At 69.3% G+C, this 17,918-nt stretch carries 19 protein-coding genes; 14 read left to right on the top strand and 5 right to left on the bottom strand.

What is annotated here, in order from left to right:
- Nucleotides 1-45 precede the first annotated feature (45 nt).
- The 3 genes from QO015_RS05565 to QO015_RS05555 all read left to right on the top strand — a co-directional run bounded on the left by QO015_RS05565 (nucleotide 46) and on the right by QO015_RS05555 (nucleotide 2,820).
- Entirely contained in the window at nucleotides 46-882 is an 837-nt protein-coding gene (locus QO015_RS05565; protein ID WP_266280947.1) for an invasion associated locus B family protein, read from the top strand.
- A 76-nt stretch (nucleotides 883-958) separates the two neighbouring features.
- Entirely contained in the window at nucleotides 959-1,207 is a 249-nt protein-coding gene (locus QO015_RS05560) for a DUF2934 domain-containing protein (RefSeq protein WP_266280948.1), read from the top strand.
- Between the two features lie 146 nt (nucleotides 1,208-1,353).
- A complete protein-coding gene (locus QO015_RS05555; RefSeq protein ID WP_266280949.1) occupies nucleotides 1,354-2,820 on the top strand; it encodes an amidohydrolase family protein in 1,467 nt (488 codons plus the stop codon).
- Between the two features lie 18 nt (nucleotides 2,821-2,838).
- Here QO015_RS05555 and gph read toward each other — a convergent pair whose 3' ends face one another.
- A complete protein-coding gene (gene gph / locus QO015_RS05550; RefSeq protein WP_266280952.1) occupies nucleotides 2,839-3,522 on the bottom strand; it encodes a phosphoglycolate phosphatase in 684 nt (227 codons plus the stop codon).
- A 160-nt stretch (nucleotides 3,523-3,682) separates the two neighbouring features.
- Here gph and rpiA point away from each other — a divergent pair, with 160 nt between their 5' ends.
- The 6 genes from rpiA to QO015_RS05520 all read left to right on the top strand — a co-directional run bounded on the left by rpiA (nucleotide 3,683) and on the right by QO015_RS05520 (nucleotide 9,123).
- The gene (rpiA, locus tag QO015_RS05545; protein WP_266280954.1) at nucleotides 3,683-4,381 is read left to right on the top strand and encodes a ribose-5-phosphate isomerase RpiA; all 699 of its coding nucleotides are present in this window, start codon (nucleotides 3,683-3,685) and stop codon (nucleotides 4,379-4,381) included.
- A gap of 29 nt (nucleotides 4,382-4,410) precedes the next feature.
- Nucleotides 4,411-4,917: a DUF2059 domain-containing protein gene (locus QO015_RS05540; protein ID WP_266280956.1), complete on the top strand. Its 507-nt coding sequence runs from the start codon at nucleotides 4,411-4,413 to the stop codon at nucleotides 4,915-4,917.
- Nucleotides 4,918-4,958: 41 nt separating this feature from the next.
- Nucleotides 4,959-6,332: a glutathione-disulfide reductase gene (gor, locus tag QO015_RS05535; protein WP_266282448.1), complete on the top strand. Its 1,374-nt coding sequence runs from the start codon at nucleotides 4,959-4,961 to the stop codon at nucleotides 6,330-6,332.
- A 265-nt stretch (nucleotides 6,333-6,597) separates the two neighbouring features.
- A complete protein-coding gene (locus QO015_RS05530) occupies nucleotides 6,598-7,881 on the top strand; it encodes an MFS transporter (protein ID WP_266280957.1) in 1,284 nt (427 codons plus the stop codon).
- Nucleotides 7,882-7,960: 79 nt separating this feature from the next.
- Nucleotides 7,961-8,152 carry an Ada metal-binding domain-containing protein gene (locus QO015_RS05525; RefSeq protein WP_307288865.1) on the top strand — a complete coding sequence of 64 codons (192 nt, stop codon included), beginning with the start codon at nucleotides 7,961-7,963 and terminating at the stop codon, nucleotides 8,150-8,152.
- The gene (locus QO015_RS05520) at nucleotides 8,152-9,123 is read left to right on the top strand and encodes a DNA-3-methyladenine glycosylase family protein (protein ID WP_266280959.1); all 972 of its coding nucleotides are present in this window, start codon (nucleotides 8,152-8,154) and stop codon (nucleotides 9,121-9,123) included. The genes QO015_RS05525 and QO015_RS05520 overlap by 1 nt, the downstream gene beginning before the upstream one ends.
- On the opposite strand, the gene QO015_RS05515 is transcribed toward QO015_RS05520, so the two are convergent.
- Complete coding sequence (locus QO015_RS05515; protein WP_266280961.1) at nucleotides 9,012-9,401, bottom strand: nuclear transport factor 2 family protein; 390 nt, start codon at nucleotides 9,399-9,401, stop codon at nucleotides 9,012-9,014. The two genes, QO015_RS05520 and QO015_RS05515, sit on opposite strands and share 112 nt — an antisense overlap.
- Before the next feature lie 141 nt (nucleotides 9,402-9,542).
- Here QO015_RS05515 and QO015_RS05510 point away from each other — a divergent pair, with 141 nt between their 5' ends.
- From QO015_RS05510 to QO015_RS05500, 3 genes are all read left to right on the top strand, one after another.
- Nucleotides 9,543-10,337, top strand: a complete 795-nt coding sequence (locus QO015_RS05510; protein ID WP_266280963.1) for a helix-turn-helix domain-containing protein — start codon at nucleotides 9,543-9,545, stop codon at nucleotides 10,335-10,337.
- 125 nt (nucleotides 10,338-10,462) lie between these two features.
- Nucleotides 10,463-11,851 (top strand): class II 3-deoxy-7-phosphoheptulonate synthase, encoded by a 1,389-nt coding sequence (locus tag QO015_RS05505; RefSeq protein ID WP_266280965.1) that lies wholly within the window; start codon nucleotides 10,463-10,465, stop codon nucleotides 11,849-11,851.
- Nucleotides 11,841-12,239 (top strand): GFA family protein, encoded by a 399-nt coding sequence (locus tag QO015_RS05500; protein WP_266280967.1) that lies wholly within the window; start codon nucleotides 11,841-11,843, stop codon nucleotides 12,237-12,239. The genes QO015_RS05505 and QO015_RS05500 overlap by 11 nt, the downstream gene beginning before the upstream one ends.
- A gap of 12 nt (nucleotides 12,240-12,251) precedes the next feature.
- On the opposite strand, the gene QO015_RS05495 is transcribed toward QO015_RS05500, so the two are convergent.
- Nucleotides 12,252-13,073: an aminoglycoside phosphotransferase family protein gene (locus QO015_RS05495; RefSeq protein ID WP_266280970.1), complete on the bottom strand. Its 822-nt coding sequence runs from the start codon at nucleotides 13,071-13,073 to the stop codon at nucleotides 12,252-12,254.
- Between the two features lies 1 nt (nucleotide 13,074).
- Nucleotides 13,075-14,352, bottom strand: coding sequence for an MFS transporter (locus QO015_RS05490; RefSeq protein WP_266280973.1), 1,278 nt, complete (start codon nucleotides 14,350-14,352; stop codon nucleotides 13,075-13,077).
- Nucleotides 14,353-14,434: 82 nt separating this feature from the next.
- Between QO015_RS05490 and QO015_RS05485 the strand changes: the two genes are divergently transcribed.
- Both QO015_RS05485 and QO015_RS05480 read left to right on the top strand, forming a co-directional pair.
- Nucleotides 14,435-15,043, top strand: coding sequence for a TetR/AcrR family transcriptional regulator (locus tag QO015_RS05485; RefSeq protein WP_266280975.1), 609 nt, complete (start codon nucleotides 14,435-14,437; stop codon nucleotides 15,041-15,043).
- 224 nt (nucleotides 15,044-15,267) lie between these two features.
- Nucleotides 15,268-16,656, top strand: coding sequence for a glutamate--tRNA ligase (locus QO015_RS05480; protein WP_266280978.1), 1,389 nt, complete (start codon nucleotides 15,268-15,270; stop codon nucleotides 16,654-16,656).
- On the opposite strand, the gene QO015_RS05475 is transcribed toward QO015_RS05480, so the two are convergent.
- On the bottom strand, nucleotides 16,580-17,695 hold the full coding sequence (locus QO015_RS05475) for a DUF2865 domain-containing protein (protein ID WP_266280979.1): 1,116 nt from the start codon (nucleotides 17,693-17,695) through the stop codon (nucleotides 16,580-16,582). The two genes, QO015_RS05480 and QO015_RS05475, sit on opposite strands and share 77 nt — an antisense overlap.
- Between the last annotated feature and the right edge of the window lie 223 nt (nucleotides 17,696-17,918).

Here is a 17,918-nt window from a genome sequence, read left to right as displayed (position 1 = left end):
GATTGTCGGGGGGTCGATTCACCCGGACCGCCCCCCGTGTCACGCATGAGCGACTCGTTTGACGAGCTTGAACCGCCGGATCCGCGCTCGACTCTCCACAGGGTCGTCGAGGGCTTGACGGTCGTCGCCCTCGTGGTGGCGGTCATCCTCTGGCAATCCGACGGCACGCTGATGGCGGCGCGCACCCTGCTCGGCATGGATGGCGATGCGCAAGCCGAGCCGTCGGCGACGCTGGTCGCGATGTCGGTCCAGCCACAGCCGATCCAGCCGCAATCGTCCGATATCCGCCTCGTGAAGCATGTCGCACCAGCCGTTTCGACACCGGATATCGATCCGGTGGCGACAGGCTCCGTCGCCGCCGCGACGGCGACACGGCCCGCCCGGCCGATCACGCCTCCCGATGTGCGGCCCTTCCCGGCGCAGCCGGCGCCGGATCCGGTCCGCCTCGTCACGCCCTCGGTGGCGCTGCCGCCGCCCCCGCTGACGCCGCGCGGCTGGACGGCCGCCTGCGACCGCCCGGAAGCGAGCTTCTGCACGGCCTCGCAGAGCCTCAGCCAGCCCGACGATCCGCTCGTCGAGACCTCCTGGACCATCGAGCACAGTGCTGGCGGGCTCTTTGCCATCTGGACCGCACCGACCGGCGTCATGGTCGACCGCGGCATGACGCTGATCATGGGCGACGGCCGGCCGAAGACCGTGCCCTTTACCGCCTGCGGGGCCCATTCCTGTGAAGTCCGCGCCCGGCTGGCCGGCGACTTCGTCTCGCTGCTCCGCCGCTCCAGCCGGATCTCGACCGAAATCGTTCTGAAGAACGGCAAGACCGTCAGCTTCGACTTCTCCCGCGAGGGCCTCGACGCGGCGCTGGCGAAACTCGGCGTCTGAACCATCGTATCCCGGTCACGTTGAACCTCCATGCTTACTGGGCATGAAACCCATGCTTCATGGAGGAGGATCAACCATGGCCGATCTCGAAGAACGCGTGCGTGAACGGGCCTATCATCTCTGGCTCGCCGCCGGCTCGCCCGAAGGCCGAGCGGAGGAGTTCTGGGCTGAGGCCGAGCAGATCGAAGGCGGCCATGTCGAGCCAGAGATGCCCCCCGCCGGACCGCATGCCCGTCCCGATCTCGTCAATCAGGATGCCACGATCGGCAGCGGCATGATGCCGGACGCCGAGGACGAGGACGGCAACCAGGGGCCGACCGGCTGACGGAAGCCGCCTCTCACTGGCACGAAATCTGCTTTCGACAATCCGGCGATCTATCGATGGATCGCCGGATTGCCGGGCTTTGTCGACAATAGCATGCCTGGCCGGACAGCCGAGCTTGTCGCGCGGCAGCGGAAGGATGCGTGACCGTGCCTCAATCTTCGTCGCTTGCCCATATCGATGTCGGCGCCATCCTGGCCAATCCCGGCAAGGGGGCGGCGAGCGGCCCTGCGCGGATCAGCATCGAGGACGGTCGCATCGCAGCCGTAACGCCGCTGGGAGGCGCCAAGACCGGGACCATGGCGATTGCCGCGCCCGTCAATGCCCATGACCATGGCCGCGGCTTGCGCACGCTCGCCTTCGGCGCCGTCGACGATGGCCTCGAAGCCTGGATTCCGACGCTGTCGCGCGAGCCGAAGCTCGATGCCTATCGCCGCGCGGCCGTCGCTTTCGCGCGCATGGCCGAGGGCGGAATTTGCGCCACCAACCACAGTCACGGCCCGCAGGACGAGAGCCGCATCCTCGAGGAATGCGAGGCGGTTTCACGCGCGGCCGCCGATGTCGGCATCCATGTCGCCTTCGCGGCGCCGTTCACCGATCGCAATCCGCTCGTCTATGGCGATCAGAAGACGTTTCTCGCCGCCGCCGACCCGGCGCTGCGGCCGCGGCTGGAAGCGCGCCTCGGGCCGCCGAAGGAGGTGAAGGCCTATCTCCGCCGCGTGGAGGAGATGGCAGCGTTCGAGCATGAGCGCTTCTCCATCCAGTATTGCCCGGTCGGCGCACAATGGGTGTCGGACGCCTCGCTCGCCGCGATCGCCGAGGCCTCGGCGGTGAACGGCCGGCGCATCCATATGCATCTGCTCGAGACCCGCTATCAGCGCGAATGGGCCGACCATGCCTATCCGGACGGCATCGTCCGCCAGCTCGACGAGATCGGCCTGCTGTCGCCGCGCCTCTCGATCGCGCATGGCGTCTATCTGACCGCCGATGAAAGCGCGCTGCTCGCCGAGCGTGGCGTGATCGTCTCGGTGAACACGTCCTCCAATTTCCGCCTGCGCTCCGGCATCGCGCCGGTCGCGGACTTCATCGGGGCCGGCACGCGCTTCGGCGTCGGGCTGGATGCGCAACCGCTAGACGACGACGACGACATGCTGCGCGAAATGCGGCTCGTCTGGCTCAATCACCGCGGCTTCGGCCTCGACGACGTGCTGACGGCGGCGCGGCTGTTCGAAGGCGCGACCGTCGATGGCCGCCGGGCGGTGATCGGCGAGGACGGCGGCGGGCGGATCGCGCCGGGCGCGCCGGCCGATATCCTTGAACTCGACTATGCCGCCATGACGGCGGATGTGCTCGCGGCCGATGCCGATCCGACCAATGTCCTGCTGACGCGGGCGACGCGGAAACATATCCGCCGCCTGATCGTCGGCGGGCGCGTAATCGTCGCCGATGGCCGCTGCGTCACCGTCGATCGTCCCGCGCTGGAGGCCGAGCTGATCGGCGAGGCGAAGCGCTCATGGAACGCCGTGCCGCCCGACGACGCCGCCACGGCGGCGATGAAGCGCGCCGTCCGCCGCTACTACGGCTGCGGCTGCCATTTCGGCGCCGGCCTCCGCTGAGGGCAGGGCGCCGGGGCCCTATGCCTGGCCGACGAGGTCCGGCCGCAGCCGCGCCACGGCTGCTTCGAGATCGTCATAGTGGCTGATGACGATGTCCGGTCCGAGTTCCGTCACCGGCACGGGGGTGTAGCCGAAATCGACGGCCACCACGGGGATCGCGGCGGCCTTGGCCGTGTCGATATCCGTCCGCGAGTCGCCGACCATGATCGCCGCCTCGGCGACGCCGCCGGCGCGGCGGATGGTCTCGGTGAGGGCGATCGGGTCGGGCTTCCTCGCCAGAAACGTATCGGCGCCGCAGATGGCATCGAAGCGATCAGCAAGGCCGAGTTCAGAGAGCAGCTTCAGCGAGAGATGCTCGAGCTTGTTGGTGCAGACCGCGAGCAGCCAGCCGCGCGAAGCGAAGGCGTCGAGCGCCGCGACGACGCCGGGGAAAGGCCGGCTGCCGACGGCGATATTGGCCGCGTAATGCGCGATATAGTCGTCGAACATGCGGTCGATGAGCGCCGCCTCGCGGGTCGCGCCGTTGGCGGCGAGGCCGCGCTCGATCAGGACGCGCGCGCCGTGACCGACCATCGGCACAGCGTCGGCATAGGGCACCGCGGCGAGGCCCTCGCGCTCCAGGATGACGTTGAGCGTGGCGACGAGATCGGCGGCGGTGTCGACCAGCGTGCCGTCGAGATCGAAGACGAGAGTGGGGCGCATCGGGCGTCGGGTCCTTTCCGAAAGGAGCGCGAGCATAGCCGCGACCATCGCGGCGGCAAGGGCAGAGCGGAAGGGAGCGCGGACGTTGGCGCGGCCCGGACCCCGTGCTAACACACGGCTCCGGCACGCCGGGTGCGACGAGGCGGAGGCGAGGGCGAGGATGACCGACACCGACGATCTGAAGCGGCAGGCGGCGCTGGCGGCGCTCGAGCATGTCACGAACGGCATGAAGCTCGGCATCGGCACCGGCTCGACGGCCGTCCATCTCGTCCGCGGCCTCGGCGAGCGCGTGCGCGGCGGCCTCCATATCGTCGGCGTCCCGACATCGGAGCGCACCGCGAAGCTCGCCCGCGAGGAGGGCATTCCGCTGACGACGCTCGACGAGACGCCGCATCTCGATCTCACCATCGACGGCGCCGACGAGCTCGACCGTTCGCTGCAGCTCATCAAAGGCGGCGGCGGCGCGCTGCTGCGCGAGAAGATCGTCGCCGCGGCATCCGACCGCATGATCGTCATCGCCGATGGCTCGAAGCTCGTCGACCGGCTCGGCGCTTTCCCGCTGCCCATCGAGGTCAACCATTTCGGCTTCGGCGCGACCCTCCACGCCATCGAGGCGGCGGCGCATCGCCTCGGCCAGCAGGTGACGCTGAAACGGCGCCTCGCCGCCGACGGCGCCCCCTTCGTCACCGATGGCGGCCACGCCATCGTCGATGCATCTTTTGGCCTCATTCGCGAGCCAGAAGCCATGAGCCTTGCCCTGGCGGCGATTCCGGGGGTGGTCGAACATGGTCTCTTCATCGGCCTTGCGACTGCTGCCGTGATCGCCCGTCCCGATGGCGTCGTCTGGTTGGGCGCCTGAACTTCTTCGCCCCGAAGGGAGCCGGTTTCATGACTTTCATCCGCACGTCGTTCCGCGCCGCCGTGGTCGCGCTCGGCCTCATGGTCGGCTGCGTCGCCGCCGCGAACGCCCAGGAAGTGACCGAGTCGCATCTGAAGGCGGCCGTCGCGGCCGTCCAGGCTGCGAAGACCTCGAAGGGCTTCGACAATCTGCTGCCGCTGCTCTCGCAGCAGGTGCAGAACCGCCTGATCCGCCTGCGTCCCGACCAGCACCAGCTGATCGGCCAGGTCGTCGAGCAGGAGGCGCTCGACCTCGTGCCGCGCCGCAACGATCTCGACAACGACGTCGCGCGCATCTGGGCGAAGTACTTCACCGAGGACGAGCTCAACGCGATCACCGCCTTCTACAAGAGCCCGGCCGGCGCCAAGCTCGCCGATATCGGCCCGAAGGTCGTCGCCGAGACGCTGCAGTCCGTGAAGGGCTGGTCCGATCGCATCGGCGAGGAGCTCTACGAGAAGTCGCGCGAGGAGCTGAAGAAGAAGGGCGTCGATCTCTGATCGGCTGCGCAGTCTGAAAGCCTGAAGGGGCCCGCATGCCGATGACGGAATTCGACGTCGACCTGTTCGTGATCGGGGCGGGTTCGGGAGGCGTGCGCGCCGGCCGCATCGCCGCGCAGCACGGCGCGAAAGTGATGGTGGCCGAGGCGGACCGCGTCGGCGGCACCTGCGTCATCCGCGGCTGCGTGCCGAAGAAGCTGTTCGTCTATGCCTCGCGCTATGCCGAGGAGTTCGAGGACGCCGCCGGTTACGGCTGGACGATTCCCGAGGCGCCGCGCTTCGACTGGCCGACCCTCGTCGCCGGCAAGGACCGCCAGATCGACGCGCTCAATGCGGCCTATATCCGCAATCTCGGGCGCTCCGGCGCGGAGCTGGTCCAGACGCGCGCCACGCTCGAGGGGCCGCATGCGGTGCGCCTCGGCGACGGTCGCCTCGTGACGGCGAAGGTGATCCTCGTCGCGACCGGTTCGACGGCCTATCGCGATCCGGCGCTGAAAGGCCATGAACTGGCGATCACCTCCAACGAGGCGTTTCACCTGCCGAAGCTGCCGGAGAAGATCGTGATCGTCGGCGGCGGCTACATCGCCGTCGAGTTCGCCGGCATTTTCCACGGCCTCGGCGTCGAGACGACGCTCCTGCATCGCGGGGACAAGCTCCTGCGCGGCTTCGACGACGATCTTCGGACCGGTCTCGCCGAAGCGCTGGAGAAGAAGGGCATCCGCCTCGTGCTGGGCGACCAGCCGGTCGCGATCGAGAAGGACGGCGACGGCCTCGTCGTGCGCACGAAGGGCGGCCTCTCGCTCGAGGCGGGCGAAGTCATGCTCGCCACCGGCCGCAAGCCGAACACCGAGGGCCTCGGCCTCGACCGTGCCGGCGTCGAGACGGACGGCGCCGGGGCGATCACGGTCGACGAGCATTCGCAGTCGAACGTGCCGTCGATCTATGCCGTCGGCGACGTCACCAACCGCATCAACCTCACGCCGGTGGCCATCCGCGAGGGCCATGCCTTCGCCGATACGCTGTTCGGCGGCCGCGACGTGGTTGTCGATCATCTCGGCGTGCCGAAAGCGGTGTTCTCTCAGCCCGAACTCGGCAGCGTCGGCCTCACCGAGGCCGAGGCGCTCGACGAATTCCCGGCCGTCGACATCTACAAGACCAGCTTCAAGCCGCTGAAGAACGGCCTCTCGGGCCGCGACGAGCGGATGATGATGAAGCTCGTCGTCGACGGCACCAGTGGCCGCGTGCTCGGCTGCCACATCCTCGGCCATGACGCGGCCGAGATGATCCAGATGGTCGCGATCGCCGTGAAGCTCGGCGCGACCAAGGCGCAGTTCGACGCCACCATGGCGTTGCACCCCACCGCCGCCGAAGAACTCGTCACCATGCGCGAGCCCTCCGTCCGCCACCGCCGCTGAAGAGCCGCGGCGGTTCACTCTCCCATCGGGAGAGAGCGGACCAAAGGTCCGGGTGAGGAGATTGCCCTCACCGGATACGCCGTAATTCCCCATTGGCCGCGTTCGGCGCGCTGACCTCTCCCTGAGCAAGAGGTGAAGAACGGCGCTGCCTCGGATCGCGGCCGTAACGCTGCGGCGGATTTCCGCTTGTGAATCCCGCTCCGACGGATCAAAGAACGCCGATCCCCGAACGAGAACCGGCGCCAAGGCCGGGAGTGAAACAATCATGACTGCAGTTGCCGCCCCCGGCCGTCGCCTGCTCGACGGCCGCGACTACAAGACCCTCGCTTTGTCCGCCCTCGGCGGCGCGCTCGAATTCTACGACTTCATCATCTTCGTCTTCTTCGTGACCGTGCTCGGTCACCTGTTCTTCCCGCCGGAGATTCCGGAATGGGTGCAGCAGTTGCAGGCCTTTGGCATCTTCGCCGCCGGTTATCTGGCACGGCCACTCGGCGGGCTCGTGATGGCGCATTTCGGCGACAAGCTCGGCCGCAAGCGCATGTTCACGCTGTCGATCCTGCTGATGGCGCTTTCTACGCTCGGCATCGCCGTGCTGCCGACCTATGCCTCGATCGGCATCGCGGCGCCGATCCTCCTGCTCACCATGCGCGTGCTGCAGGGCGCGGCGATCGGCGGCGAGGTGCCCGGCGCCTGGACCTTCGTGTCCGAGCATGTCCCGGTCCATCGCATCGGCCTCGCCTGCGGCATCCTCACCTGCGGCCTCACCGCGGGCATTCTGCTCGGCTCGCTGATCGCGACCGCCGTCAATGTCGTGTTCACGCCCGACGAGGTGATGGCCTATGGCTGGCGCATCCCCTTCGCGCTCGGCGGTGTCTTCGGCCTCGTTGCCGTCTATCTCCGCCGCTGGCTCGACGAGACGCCGGTGTTCCGCGAGCTGAAGGCGGCGAAGGCGCTCTCGGCGGGCCTGCCGCTCGGCGAGGTGCTGCGCGCGCACAAGGGCGCCACGATCCTCTCGATGCTGCTGACCTGGATGCTGTCGGGAGCGATCGTCGTGGCGATCCTGATGACGCCGACGCTGTTGCAGACGCTCTACAAGATCCCGGCCGGCGAGGCGCTGACCGCCAATTCGATCGCGACCCTGTTCCTGACGGTCGGCTGCGTGCTTGCCGGCCTCACGGTCGACCGCATCGGCGCCGGCCGCTTCTTCACCTTCGGCAGCGTCTTCCTCGGCGCCGCGACCTTCTACTTCTATTCCTCGGTCGCAAGCGACGCGTCGAGCCTCTTCCTTCTCTCGGCGCTCGCCGGCTTCTCAGTCGGCGTCATCGGCGCGGTGCCCTATGTGCTGGTCAAGGCCTTCCCGCCGGCCGTGCGCTTCACCGGCGTCTCCTTCGCCTACAATATCGCCTACGCGATCTTCGGCGGGCTGACGCCGCTGCTCGTCACGGTGGCGCTCAAATCCGACCCCATGGCGCATGCCCACTACCTGGTCTTCCTCTCGGTAATGGGCGTCGGCATCGGCCTCTATCTCTGGGCGAAGGACCGCCACTGACCGCGCCAGGAAACGGGTGTTGCCGCGATCAACCTGGCGGCATCCTCCGCTGGGCGATCAGCGAGCGACGAGGCGAACGATGACGACGACGGTGGCGTTTCCGGCAGGGGCGCGGCTCTATGCAGTGGCGACGACCGGCATCTATTGCCGGCCGGATTGCGCGTCGCGGGCGCCGCTGCCGAAGAATGTCCGCTTCTTCTCCGATGCCGCCGGCGCCGAGGCGTCCGGCTATCGCGCGTGCCTCCGCTGCCGGCCGGACCGCGCGGCCTGATGGTCCGCGTCATGCCCTTGCCGCCCGACTACCGGGCGGCGGAGGTCCTCGCCTATCACGGCCGCGACCCGGCGAGCCTTTCGGAGCGCGTCACGGGCGCGCGGATCGAGAAACCGCTCGTCGTAGACGGCGGGCCGGTGCTCGTCACGCTCGAGATCGCCGGCGACGAGGCGCGGCTCTCGGCCGACCGGTCGCTGTCGGACGCGGCCGAGGCGGCCATCGAGACCATGGCGCGGCGGATGCTGGGCCTCCTGTCCGACCCTGACGCCTTCGAGGCGCATCCGGCCTCCGCGGCGCTGGTCGGTGCGCGTCGGGGACTGCGGATCCCGCTGACCGCCACCGTGTTCGAGGCGCTTTGCTGGGCGGTGATCGGGCAGCAGATCAACCTGACCTTCGCGGCTGCGCTTCGCCGGGAGATGGTCGATCTCGCGGGCATCCGTCACGCGCCGAGCGGGCTCGTCGCCCATCCGGGTCCCGCCGAGGTGGCGGCGATCGATCCGGCGGCGCTCGCATCGCGGCGGTTCTCCCGTGCCAAGGCGCGCTATCTCACCGGCGTCGCCGCGGCCGTTGCGGCAGGCCAGCCGGATCTCGATGCGCTGGCGGGCAAAGAGGCCGGCGTTGTCGAGGCCGCTCTCGTCGCCTTGCCGGGCATTGGCCCGTGGACCGCGCGCTATGTGCTGCTGCGCGGTTTCGGCCATGCCGATACGGCGCCGATCGGCGATTCCGGCCTCGCCACGGGCCTCCAGCGCCTGCATGGGCTTGATCGCCGTCCGACGCCGGCCGAGCAGGAGGCCGCGATGCGGGCCTTCGCACCGCATCGCAGCCTCGCCACGGTTCATCTCTGGGCGTCGCTCGCCGATCAGGCGACGCCGTCCGGCACGAAGTCGAGGAAGCCGGTCACGCGGCCGATCCGGCCGTCCGAGACGGTCGCGAAGTCGGTCCCGCCCGCCAGCGCCGGGCCGCCCCCGTGAGCAAGCTCCCAGCTGAAGCGCAGGTTGGATCCGTAGCCGTCCGCCTTTCCGGCGAGACGGAAGGAAAGACCCGCGAAGCGTTCCTGCATGGCGCCGATCAGCGCGTCGAGCCCGTCATGGCCGGAGACGCTGGCGAGGGGATCGGCATAGCTGGCGTCGCCCGTGAAGGCCTCTGCGATGAGACGGCGCCGCTCGGCCGGATCGGTGGCGTTCCAGGCGGCGATATAGCGGGCGGCGAGCGTGGCGGCGTCCGGGGTGGCGGTGGTGTTGACTGTCATGATGGGTCTCCGGGGTTGGGCCGGTCACTGGCCGGCTGCGACGCTCCTGACGGTGCAGCAGGGGCCGCGAGCGGTCGATTACCTCCGAGGTCATTGGTCCGCCGCGGCCGGCGGGCTAGGTTTCGCACCGGGGAGGAGCCCATGAGCCTGTCGCAAACGTCGTTCGGGGAGGAACTGAAGGAGTGGCGCCGTCGCCGGCGCCTGTCGCAGATGGAGCTCGCCGGAGAGGCGGGCCTCTCGACGCGGCATCTCTCCTTCCTCGAAACCGGCCGTTCGCAGCCGAGCCGCACCATGGTGCTGCGCCTCGCCGAGGAACTCGCCCTCCCGCTCCGCGAGCAGAATCTCCTGCTCGTCGCCGCCGGCTATGCGCCCGTCCACCCGGCGCGGCGGCTCGACGATCCCGGCCTCGGTGCGGCGCGGGAGGTGGTCCGCCGCATCGTCGGCGGCCACATGCCCTACCCGGCGCTCGCGGTCGACCGGCACTGGACCATGCTCGAGGCGAACGCCGCCGTCGGGACGCTCGTCGAGGGAGTCGATCCCGCGCTGCTGGTTTCGCCGGTCAATGTGGTGCGGCTGTCGCTCCACCCCGGCGGCCTCGCGCCGCGCATCGTCGATTTTCCGGCATGGCGCGGCCATATGCTTCGCCGCCTGGCGCATGAGGTCGATCTGACGGGTGACGCGGTTCTGGCCGATCTTCTCGCCGAGATGGAAGCGCTGCCGCGACCGCTCGCTCGCGAACGACCGAGGGCCGGCGAACTGGCCGGCATCGCCGTGCCGCTGCGCCTTCGCCATGGCGATGGCGAGCTCTCGTTCCTCTCGACGACCACCGTCTTCGGCGGCCCCGCTGACGTCACGCTTTCCGAAATCGCCATCGAGGCCTTCTTCCCGGCCGGCGAGGAAACCGCCGCCCGCATGCGCGCGCTCGCCGCGGCGTGATGCGGCGCAGCAACGGCTTCGATTGGCGGGGCGGGGGAGGGGCGTGTATAAGGCTGCACCTTTTTGAGAAGCGGACGGCAGGGCGCTCGGGCGCCGAAGCGGCCGGACGCCGTGTGGAGCCGACCATGACCAAGACGAGCTGGAGCCCCGCGAGCTGGCGGGAAAAGCCCATCCAGCAGGTGCCGGATTATCCCGACCAGGCGGCGCTGGCCGCGGTCGAGGCCCGCATCGCCAGCTATCCGCCGCTGGTCTTTGCCGGCGAGGCGCGGCAGCTGAAGAAGGGGCTGGCGTCCGTTGCGCGCGGCGAGGCCTTCCTGCTGCAGGGTGGCGACTGTGCCGAGAGCTTCGCCGAGCATCACCCCGACAACATCCGCGATTTCTTCCGCGTCTTCCTGCAGATGGCGGTGGTGCTGACCTTCGCCGGCCAGATGCCGGTGGTGAAGGTCGGCCGCATCGCCGGCCAGTTCGCCAAGCCGCGCTCGGCGCCGATGGAGAAGATCGGCGACGTGGAGCTGCCCTCCTATCGCGGCGACAACATCAACGGCATCGAGTTCACGCCGGCGGCCCGCATCCCCGATCCGCGCCGGGTCGAGGACGCCTATCGCCAGTCCGCCGCGACGCTCAACCTGCTGCGCGCCTTCGCGCAGGGCGGCTATGCCAATCTCGAGCATGTGCATCAGTGGATGCTCGGCTTCGTGAAGGACAGCCCGCAGGGTCATCACTATCAGGAGATCGCGGACCGCATCTCCGAGACCATGGCCTTCATGCGCGCCTGCGGCATCAACCCGGACACGACGCCCTCGCTGCGCTCGACCGAGTTCTTCACCTCCCATGAGGCGCTGCTGCTCGGCTACGAGCAGGCGATGACGCGCGTCGATTCGACGAGCGGCGACTGGTACGCCACCTCCGGCCACATGCTGTGGATCGGCGATCGCACGCGCCAGGTTGACCACGCCCATGTCGAATATATGCGCGGCGTGAAGAACCCGATCGGTCTCAAATGCGGTCCCTCGCTCACCGGTGACGGCCTGCTGCAGCTCATCGACGCGCTCAACCCGGACAACGAGCCGGGCCGGCTGACGCTCATTTGCCGCTTCGGCGCCAACAAGGTCTATGACCACCTGCCGCAGTTGATCCGCGCTGTCGAGCGCGAGGGCCGCTCCGTCGTGTGGTCCTGCGATCCGATGCACGGCAACACGATCAAGGCCGTCACCGGCTACAAGACGCGGCCCTTCGACCTGATCCTGAAGGAGGTTCGCACCTTCTTCGAGGTCCATCAGGGCGAGGGGACGTTCCCGGGCGGCATCCATATCGAGATGACGGGCAAGAACGTCACCGAGTGCACGGGCGGCGCACGCGCGATCACTGACGAGGATCTCTCGGACCGCTACCACACCCATTGCGATCCGCGGCTCAACGCCGACCAGTCGCTGGAGCTCGCCTTCCTTGTTGCGGAGCTGCTGAAGAAGACCCGCGTCGCCGAGTATCGGCTGGTGGCCGCCGGTGGCCTCTGAGGCGCATCGCGGTTCCTGCCTCTGCGGCGCGGTGCGCTACCGCGTTGCCGGAGCGCTCGAGCCGGTGATTGCCTGCCACTGCACGCAGTGCCGCCGGCAGACGGGGCATTTTCTCGCCTCGACGAATGTCGCGGTGGCCGATCTCGCGATCGAGGGCGAGGAAAGCGTGCGCTGGTATCGCTCGTCCGACGTCGCCGAGCGCGGCTTCTGCCGCACCTGCGGTTCGGTGCTCTTCTGGCATCGTCCGGGCAGCGACCGGATCGCCATCGCGATGGGCGGCTTCGAGACGCCGACCGGGGTGGTGATCGGCGCGCATATCTTCGCGGCCGACAAGGGCGACTACTACGAGATCGGGGGCGATGCGCCGATCCATGCCGGCGACGACTGAGCGCGCGAGCCGCTAGGCGGCGCCGGCCGCGAGCGGCTCCAGCATTTCCGCCGCCTCGATGGCGATCCGCGGGTCGATGCCGTCCTCGATGCACCAGGCGGCCGATAGGCCCGCATGGGCGAAGGCGAAGCCGAGCACGCGGGCGGGATCGAGCGCGAGTTCCTCCGAGACGATCGCCGCGAGACGCTGCGCCCGCGCGCGGTCGAGCACCAGCCGATCGACGCCGGCCGGGTTCAGGAACAGATTGGCGACGTCATAGGCGCGCTCGCCTGCGACGCCTTTCGGATCGATGGCGAGCCAGCCGCGCGGCGAATCGAGCACGTTCTCGTGGTGCAGGTCCCCATGCAGCACCACGCTCTCGCGCGAGGTCTCGACGAGCCGGCGGGCGCGAGCGGCGCAGCGGGCGAGAACGGGATGCGCCGGCGGGGCCTCGTAGAGGGCGCGGAAGCGCCGCGTGAGGGTCGGCAATTCCGGCGGCGGCGCGGGGCGTGGGGCATGTAGCGCCTTGGCGGTTGCGGCCATGATGCGGATCGCGTCCTCGTCTCCACCGGTGACCGCCATTGTCGTCAGCGAGCGCCGCCCGATTGCGCGCTCCATCAGGAGCGCATCGCCCTCGGCCGCGACGACGCGGACGGCGCCGTCGCCGGCGAACCAGCCGAGCGCCGCGATGCCTGGGCCTTCGTCGCTCGTGGGTTTCAGCATCTTGAGCATCGTCGGCTCGCCGTCCTGCAGGACGGGAAGCAGGTTGCTGGTCGGCGTCTCGATCGACGCGCCATCGGCGACGAGCCGCCAGCGCACCATCCATGGCGCAAAAAGGGCGGCGGCGTCGCCCATGTCAGGCCGCGCCTTCGACGACTGCGCCCCGCCCCGGCCGCGCGATCATCAGCGCGAGCAACGCGGCGACGACGCCGGTGGCACCAGCGATCATGAAGGCGTCGAAATAGTTGCCCTGCTCGGTGCGCAGCCAGCCGGCGAGGAACGCGGCCGAGGCGGCGCCGAGCTGGTGGCCGGCGGCGATCCACCCGAAGACGACCGGCGCCTTGCGGTCACCGAAGGCTTCGTTGGCGAGGCGCACGGTCGGCGGCACCGTGGCGATCCAGTCGAGGCCGTAGAAGACGACGAAGATCGACAGGCTCCAGACCGAGAAATCCGAGAAGGGCAGGTAGATCAGCGAGAGGCCGCGCAGCCCGTAATAGACGAAGAGCAGCTTGCGCGGATCCACGCGGTCGGTCAGCCAGCCCGACGCGGTTGTGCCGACCAGATCGAAGATGCCCATCATGGCCAGCATGCTCGCCGCCTGCACTTCCGCGATGCCCATGTCGCCGCAGAAGGCGATCATATGCGTGCCGACCAGGCCGTTGGTGGTGAAGCCGCAAACGAAGAAGGTAGCGAAGAGATACCAGAAGGTGCGGGTGCGCGAGGCCTCGACGAGCGCGCGGATCGCGTTCGCGAAGGGATTGCCCGTCGTCGCCGGCTGCTGCGGCTCCGCGCCCGTCGCGCCATAGGGCAGCAGGCCGGCCGCCTTCGGGCTCTCGGGTACGAGCAGCAGCACGATCGGGATGAGCAGGGCGGTGATGGCTGCGATGGTGAGCACGACCGCCTGCCAGCCGCCCCAGGCCGCGAGCGCCGCGAAGCCCGGCAGGAAGATCAGCGTTCCCGTCGCGGTCGAGGCCGAGAAGAGGCCCATCATCAGGCCGCGATTGGAGACGAACCAGCGATTGACGATCGTCGCGCCCATCACGAGGGCGACTGCGCCCGAGCCGATGCCGGAGAGGACGCCCCAGAGCGTGATGAACTGCCAGGGCGCCGTCATCATCGAGGACAGCGCCGTCGAGATCGACATGAGCAGCAGGGCGCAGACGAGCGTGCGCTTCAGCCCGAAGGTCTGCATCAGCGCTGCCGCAAAGGGGCCGGCGAGGCCATAGAGGAAGATGCCGATGGCCGCGCCGAGCGAGATCGTCGTCCGGTCCCAGCCGAGCGAGGATTGCAGCGGCAGCATGAGCACGCCGGGCGCCGCCCTGAGGCCGGCGGCGGCCAGGAGCGACAGGAAGATGACGCCCGCGACGACGAAGGCGTAGTTCTGGCCGAAGGGCCGCTTTACAATGGCGCTCATGTGACTCACCGGTCCGTATCGTGCTTGGATGTTACGTACCGGTCTGTTACATTGCAAGGGGCAGGCGCGGCGAAGGAGCACGATGAGCGGCACACCGGATCAGGCGGCGGAGAAGCGTGGTGCGACGAAGCCGCGGGCGGCCGAGCGCATCCTCGACGCGGCGCGCAGCCTGTTCTATCGCGAGGGCATCCGCGCCGTCGGCGTCGACGAGATCGTCGAGCGCGCCGGCGTCACCAAGCCGAGCCTCTATCGCAGCTTCCCTTCCAAGGACGAGCTGGCGGCCGCCTATCTCCGCGACTACGAGGACGGCTTCTGGCACCGTTTCCAGGCGGCGGTCGACGCGCATCCGGGCGATCCTCGCGCGCAGATCGTCGATTATTTCGGTCGCGTCGGTGGCCGTCAGGCCGAGACCGACTATCGCGGCTGCGCACTGACGAATGCCGCTGTCGAGTTTCCGGAGCCGGATTCGCCCGCCCGCGCCGTCAGTGAGGCCAACAAGCGCGAACTGCGCCGCCGCCTCGAGGCGATGGCGACCGACATGCGCGCGCGCGACCCGGCCGAACTCGCCGACGGCCTGCTGATGCTCTTCGAGGGCGCCAACGCCGCGGGCCAGATCTTCCGCTCCGACGGCCCCGCCCGCTCGCTCGCTGCCATCGCCGACCGCCTGATCGCCGCCAGCATCGACGGCTGATCGGCACCACGTCGGCGCGTCATCGCTACAGCTCAACGCGAATAGGTTGACGCGCGCAGCGCGCCCCTCTCCATCTCTCCCCACGAGGGGGGGAGAGGGGCTGCCGAAGCGCGGCATCGAGCATGGTCGCCGCTCTTGCCGCCGTCCCTCCGGTCGAGAGCCATGGTTGCGCGCTCCGAGGGGGATGGCTAAACCGCTGCCAACCTGGAAAGAACGCCGAGCCCATGTCCGACCATCCCGTCACGGTCCGCTTCGCGCCGTCGCCGACCGGCTATCTCCATATCGGCAACGCCCGGCCGGCGCTGTTCAATGCGCTCTATGCGCTTCGCCATGGCGGCCGCTTCGTGCTGCGGCTCGACGATACCGACCGCGAGCGCTCGGAAGAACGCTTCGCCGAGGCGATCCTGCGCGACGTCGCCTGGCTCGGCATTACGGTCGACCGGCTGGAACGGCAGTCCGGGCATGCTGGCGCCCATCGGGCGGCCGCCGAGGCGCTGAAACAGTCCGGCCGCCTCTATCCCGCCTATGAGACGGCCGAGGAGCTCGACTATCGCCGCAAGCGGCAGATGGCCCACGGCCTGCCGCCGATCTACGATCGCGCCGCGCTGAAGCTCACCGAGGCGGACCGGGCGCGGCTGGAGGCGGAGGGGCGCCGGCCGCACTGGCGCTTCCGCCTCGACGAGACGGCGCGTCTGGTACGCTGGACCGATCTCGTGCGCGGCGAGGAGACCGTCGACATTGCCTCGCTGTCCGATCCGGTGCTCATCCGCGAGGACGGCACCTTCCTCTACACGCTGCCCTCGGTCGTCGACGACATCGCCTTCGGCATCACGCACATCATCCGCGGCGACGACCACGTCACCAATACCGGCGTGCAGATCCAGCTCTTCGAGGCGCTCGGGGCTGCGGCCCCGGTCTTCGGCCATGTCAATCTGCTCACGACCGCGAGCGGCGAGGGGCTCTCGAAGCGCACCGGCGCGCTGTCGCTCGGCTCGCTGGCCGAGGCCGGATACGAGCCGATGGCGGTCGCCTCGCTCGCCGTGCTGCTCGGGACTTCGGCGCCAATCGAGCCGGCTCGAGACCTCGCCGCGCTCGCGGCGATGGTCGATCTCTCCATGGTCTCGCGCTCGCCGGCCCGCTTCGATCCCGCCGATCTCGACGGTCTCAATGCGCGGCTGGTGCATGCGCTGCCCTATGAGGCGGTCGCGGAGCGACTGGCGGCGATGGGGATCAGCGGCGGGGAGGCCTTCTGGAACACCGTCCGCGGCAATCTGGTGCGTGTCGCCGATGCAGCCGGCTGGTGGAGCATCGTGACCGGGCCGCTGCCGCCGTCCGGGCCCGCTGCCGAAGACGCACCGTTCCTCGCCGAGGCCGAGCGGCTGCTGCCGTCCGAGCCGTTCGGAGCGGAGACATGGAAGCTCTGGACGGAAGCTCTCAAGGCGTCGACGGGCCGCAAGGGGCGGGCGCTCTATATGCCGCTCCGCCGCGCGCTCACCGGTCTCGACCACGGGCCGGAACTCGCCGGCCTGCTGCCGCTCATTGGGCGTAGTAGTACGAAGGACCGACTCGCCGGACAGGCCCGCCCGACGTCACCGTCGGCACCGGGGTCGTGAGCGACGCCACCGGCGTCGCGATATTGGGCTTGCCGATTTCGCCGGGGTCGAACTGGCCGCGGCGATTGGCGAGCGTCTCCGGATCTTCGCCCTGCTCGGGCCGGGCGCCCGGCACGGGCGCCAGCGCCGCCGAATAGGGGCCGATCGCCGCCGGGCTGTAGCCTCCCGCGACGATGTCGAGCGCCGAGGACTTGCCGCAAGTGCAGCCGGGATTGTAGCTCGACCGATAGGCGAAGGCGTTGGGCAGGTCGGCATAGGGCGACTTGTCGACCGTCGAGAGCGCCCGCGTCGAATCCTGGCCCGGATTGCGATGGGCGTAGAGCACGACCTCGGTGCCCGGGCACATCTGCTGGCAGACCTGCTGGTCCGTCATGAAATTGCCGGCGCGGGTCGTGTAGCTGATGGGGAAGTAATAGCCGTCGCAGGTGCGGACGCAGAGCGTGCGGTAGGTGCCGCCGCCGAAGCCGAGATCGTAGCCGCTGCTGCCATAGTCGTCCTGCCGAGCGACGTCGCGCGTCACCGGCCGGGCCGGAACCACGGCCACATCGGTCTGCCGCGGCAGCGGATCGGGATTGAACAGGCGCTGCAGGAAGCCGCGCTGCTGCGGCTGTGCGACATAGCTCGCATATTGCGGGCCGCAGTTGTTGGCGCCGAGCTGCCGCAGGATGGCCTCGCGCGAGGCTCCCGAGCCGCCGCCCGAGCTGCGGCTGCCGCGGTCGAGCTTGGCGAGATTGGATTTCATCTTGCCGATGGACGAGACGAGTGCGCGGCATTGCGCCGAGCCGGACTGGTCGCGCACGAACAGGCCGCCCCCGAAGCAGCCGGCCCGCCGGGCCTGACCCTCGGCCGAGGCGATCGCGGCGCGCTGCTTGCTGGCGGCGCCGTCGAAGGCCGCGGCGCGCGAACTCTTCTTCTGGAGGCTCGAGAGCTGCGCCTCGAGCGCGCGGCAGGCCGGCGAGGCGGCCTCGGCGACACCGGCGAGGGCGAGAAGAACGATGGCCGCTAGCGCGACGCGGGGAGGCATACTCGGAACACGCATCGTCCGGTCTCTTCGGGGCGGCTTCACAAAGGGCGGCGGAGCAAGAATGCTCTTACCATAGCGAAGCGCGATGGTCACTTGTGTGACGGCGTTCACCCACCGGCCATGCACGGCAGTGTTGCATTCTTGCGCGTGATGGCGGCCATCTAAAGCTTTGAGTGGTCAAGCACTGCCCAATATGCCTATTAGGCGATCATTCCGCGCTCCCCCGGCGCGCCTGCAC

Origin of the sequence: Kaistia geumhonensis (assembly GCF_030815145.1) — a bacterium.
GTDB lineage: Bacteria > Pseudomonadota > Alphaproteobacteria > Rhizobiales > Kaistiaceae > Kaistia > Kaistia geumhonensis.
The sequence above is the reverse complement of the archived record's forward strand: the minus strand, read 5'-3'. Positions and strand labels throughout refer to the sequence as shown.

Coding starts and splice junctions, on each gene's coding strand:
- QO015_RS05565 (WP_266280947.1), top strand. CDS start 46: ATGAGCGACTCGTTTGACGAGCTTGAACCGCCGGATCCGCGCTCGACT.
- QO015_RS05560 (WP_266280948.1), top strand. CDS start 959: ATGGCCGATCTCGAAGAACGCGTGCGTGAACGGGCCTATCATCTCTGG.
- gph (WP_266280952.1), bottom strand. CDS start 3,522: ATGCGCCCCACTCTCGTCTTCGATCTCGACGGCACGCTGGTCGACACC.
- rpiA (WP_266280954.1), top strand. CDS start 3,683: ATGACCGACACCGACGATCTGAAGCGGCAGGCGGCGCTGGCGGCGCTC.
- QO015_RS05540 (WP_266280956.1), top strand. CDS start 4,411: ATGACTTTCATCCGCACGTCGTTCCGCGCCGCCGTGGTCGCGCTCGGC.
- gor (WP_266282448.1), top strand. CDS start 4,959: ATGACGGAATTCGACGTCGACCTGTTCGTGATCGGGGCGGGTTCGGGA.
- QO015_RS05530 (WP_266280957.1), top strand. CDS start 6,598: ATGACTGCAGTTGCCGCCCCCGGCCGTCGCCTGCTCGACGGCCGCGAC.
- QO015_RS05525 (WP_307288865.1), top strand. CDS start 7,961: ATGACGACGACGGTGGCGTTTCCGGCAGGGGCGCGGCTCTATGCAGTG.
- QO015_RS05520 (WP_266280959.1), top strand. CDS start 8,152: ATGGTCCGCGTCATGCCCTTGCCGCCCGACTACCGGGCGGCGGAGGTC.
- QO015_RS05515 (WP_266280961.1), bottom strand. CDS start 9,401: ATGACAGTCAACACCACCGCCACCCCGGACGCCGCCACGCTCGCCGCC.
- QO015_RS05510 (WP_266280963.1), top strand. CDS start 9,543: ATGAGCCTGTCGCAAACGTCGTTCGGGGAGGAACTGAAGGAGTGGCGC.
- QO015_RS05505 (WP_266280965.1), top strand. CDS start 10,463: ATGACCAAGACGAGCTGGAGCCCCGCGAGCTGGCGGGAAAAGCCCATC.
- QO015_RS05495 (WP_266280970.1), bottom strand. CDS start 13,073: ATGGGCGACGCCGCCGCCCTTTTTGCGCCATGGATGGTGCGCTGGCGG.
- QO015_RS05490 (WP_266280973.1), bottom strand. CDS start 14,352: ATGAGCGCCATTGTAAAGCGGCCCTTCGGCCAGAACTACGCCTTCGTC.
- QO015_RS05485 (WP_266280975.1), top strand. CDS start 14,435: ATGAGCGGCACACCGGATCAGGCGGCGGAGAAGCGTGGTGCGACGAAG.
- QO015_RS05480 (WP_266280978.1), top strand. CDS start 15,268: ATGTCCGACCATCCCGTCACGGTCCGCTTCGCGCCGTCGCCGACCGGC.
- QO015_RS05475 (WP_266280979.1), bottom strand. CDS start 17,695: ATGCGTGTTCCGAGTATGCCTCCCCGCGTCGCGCTAGCGGCCATCGTT.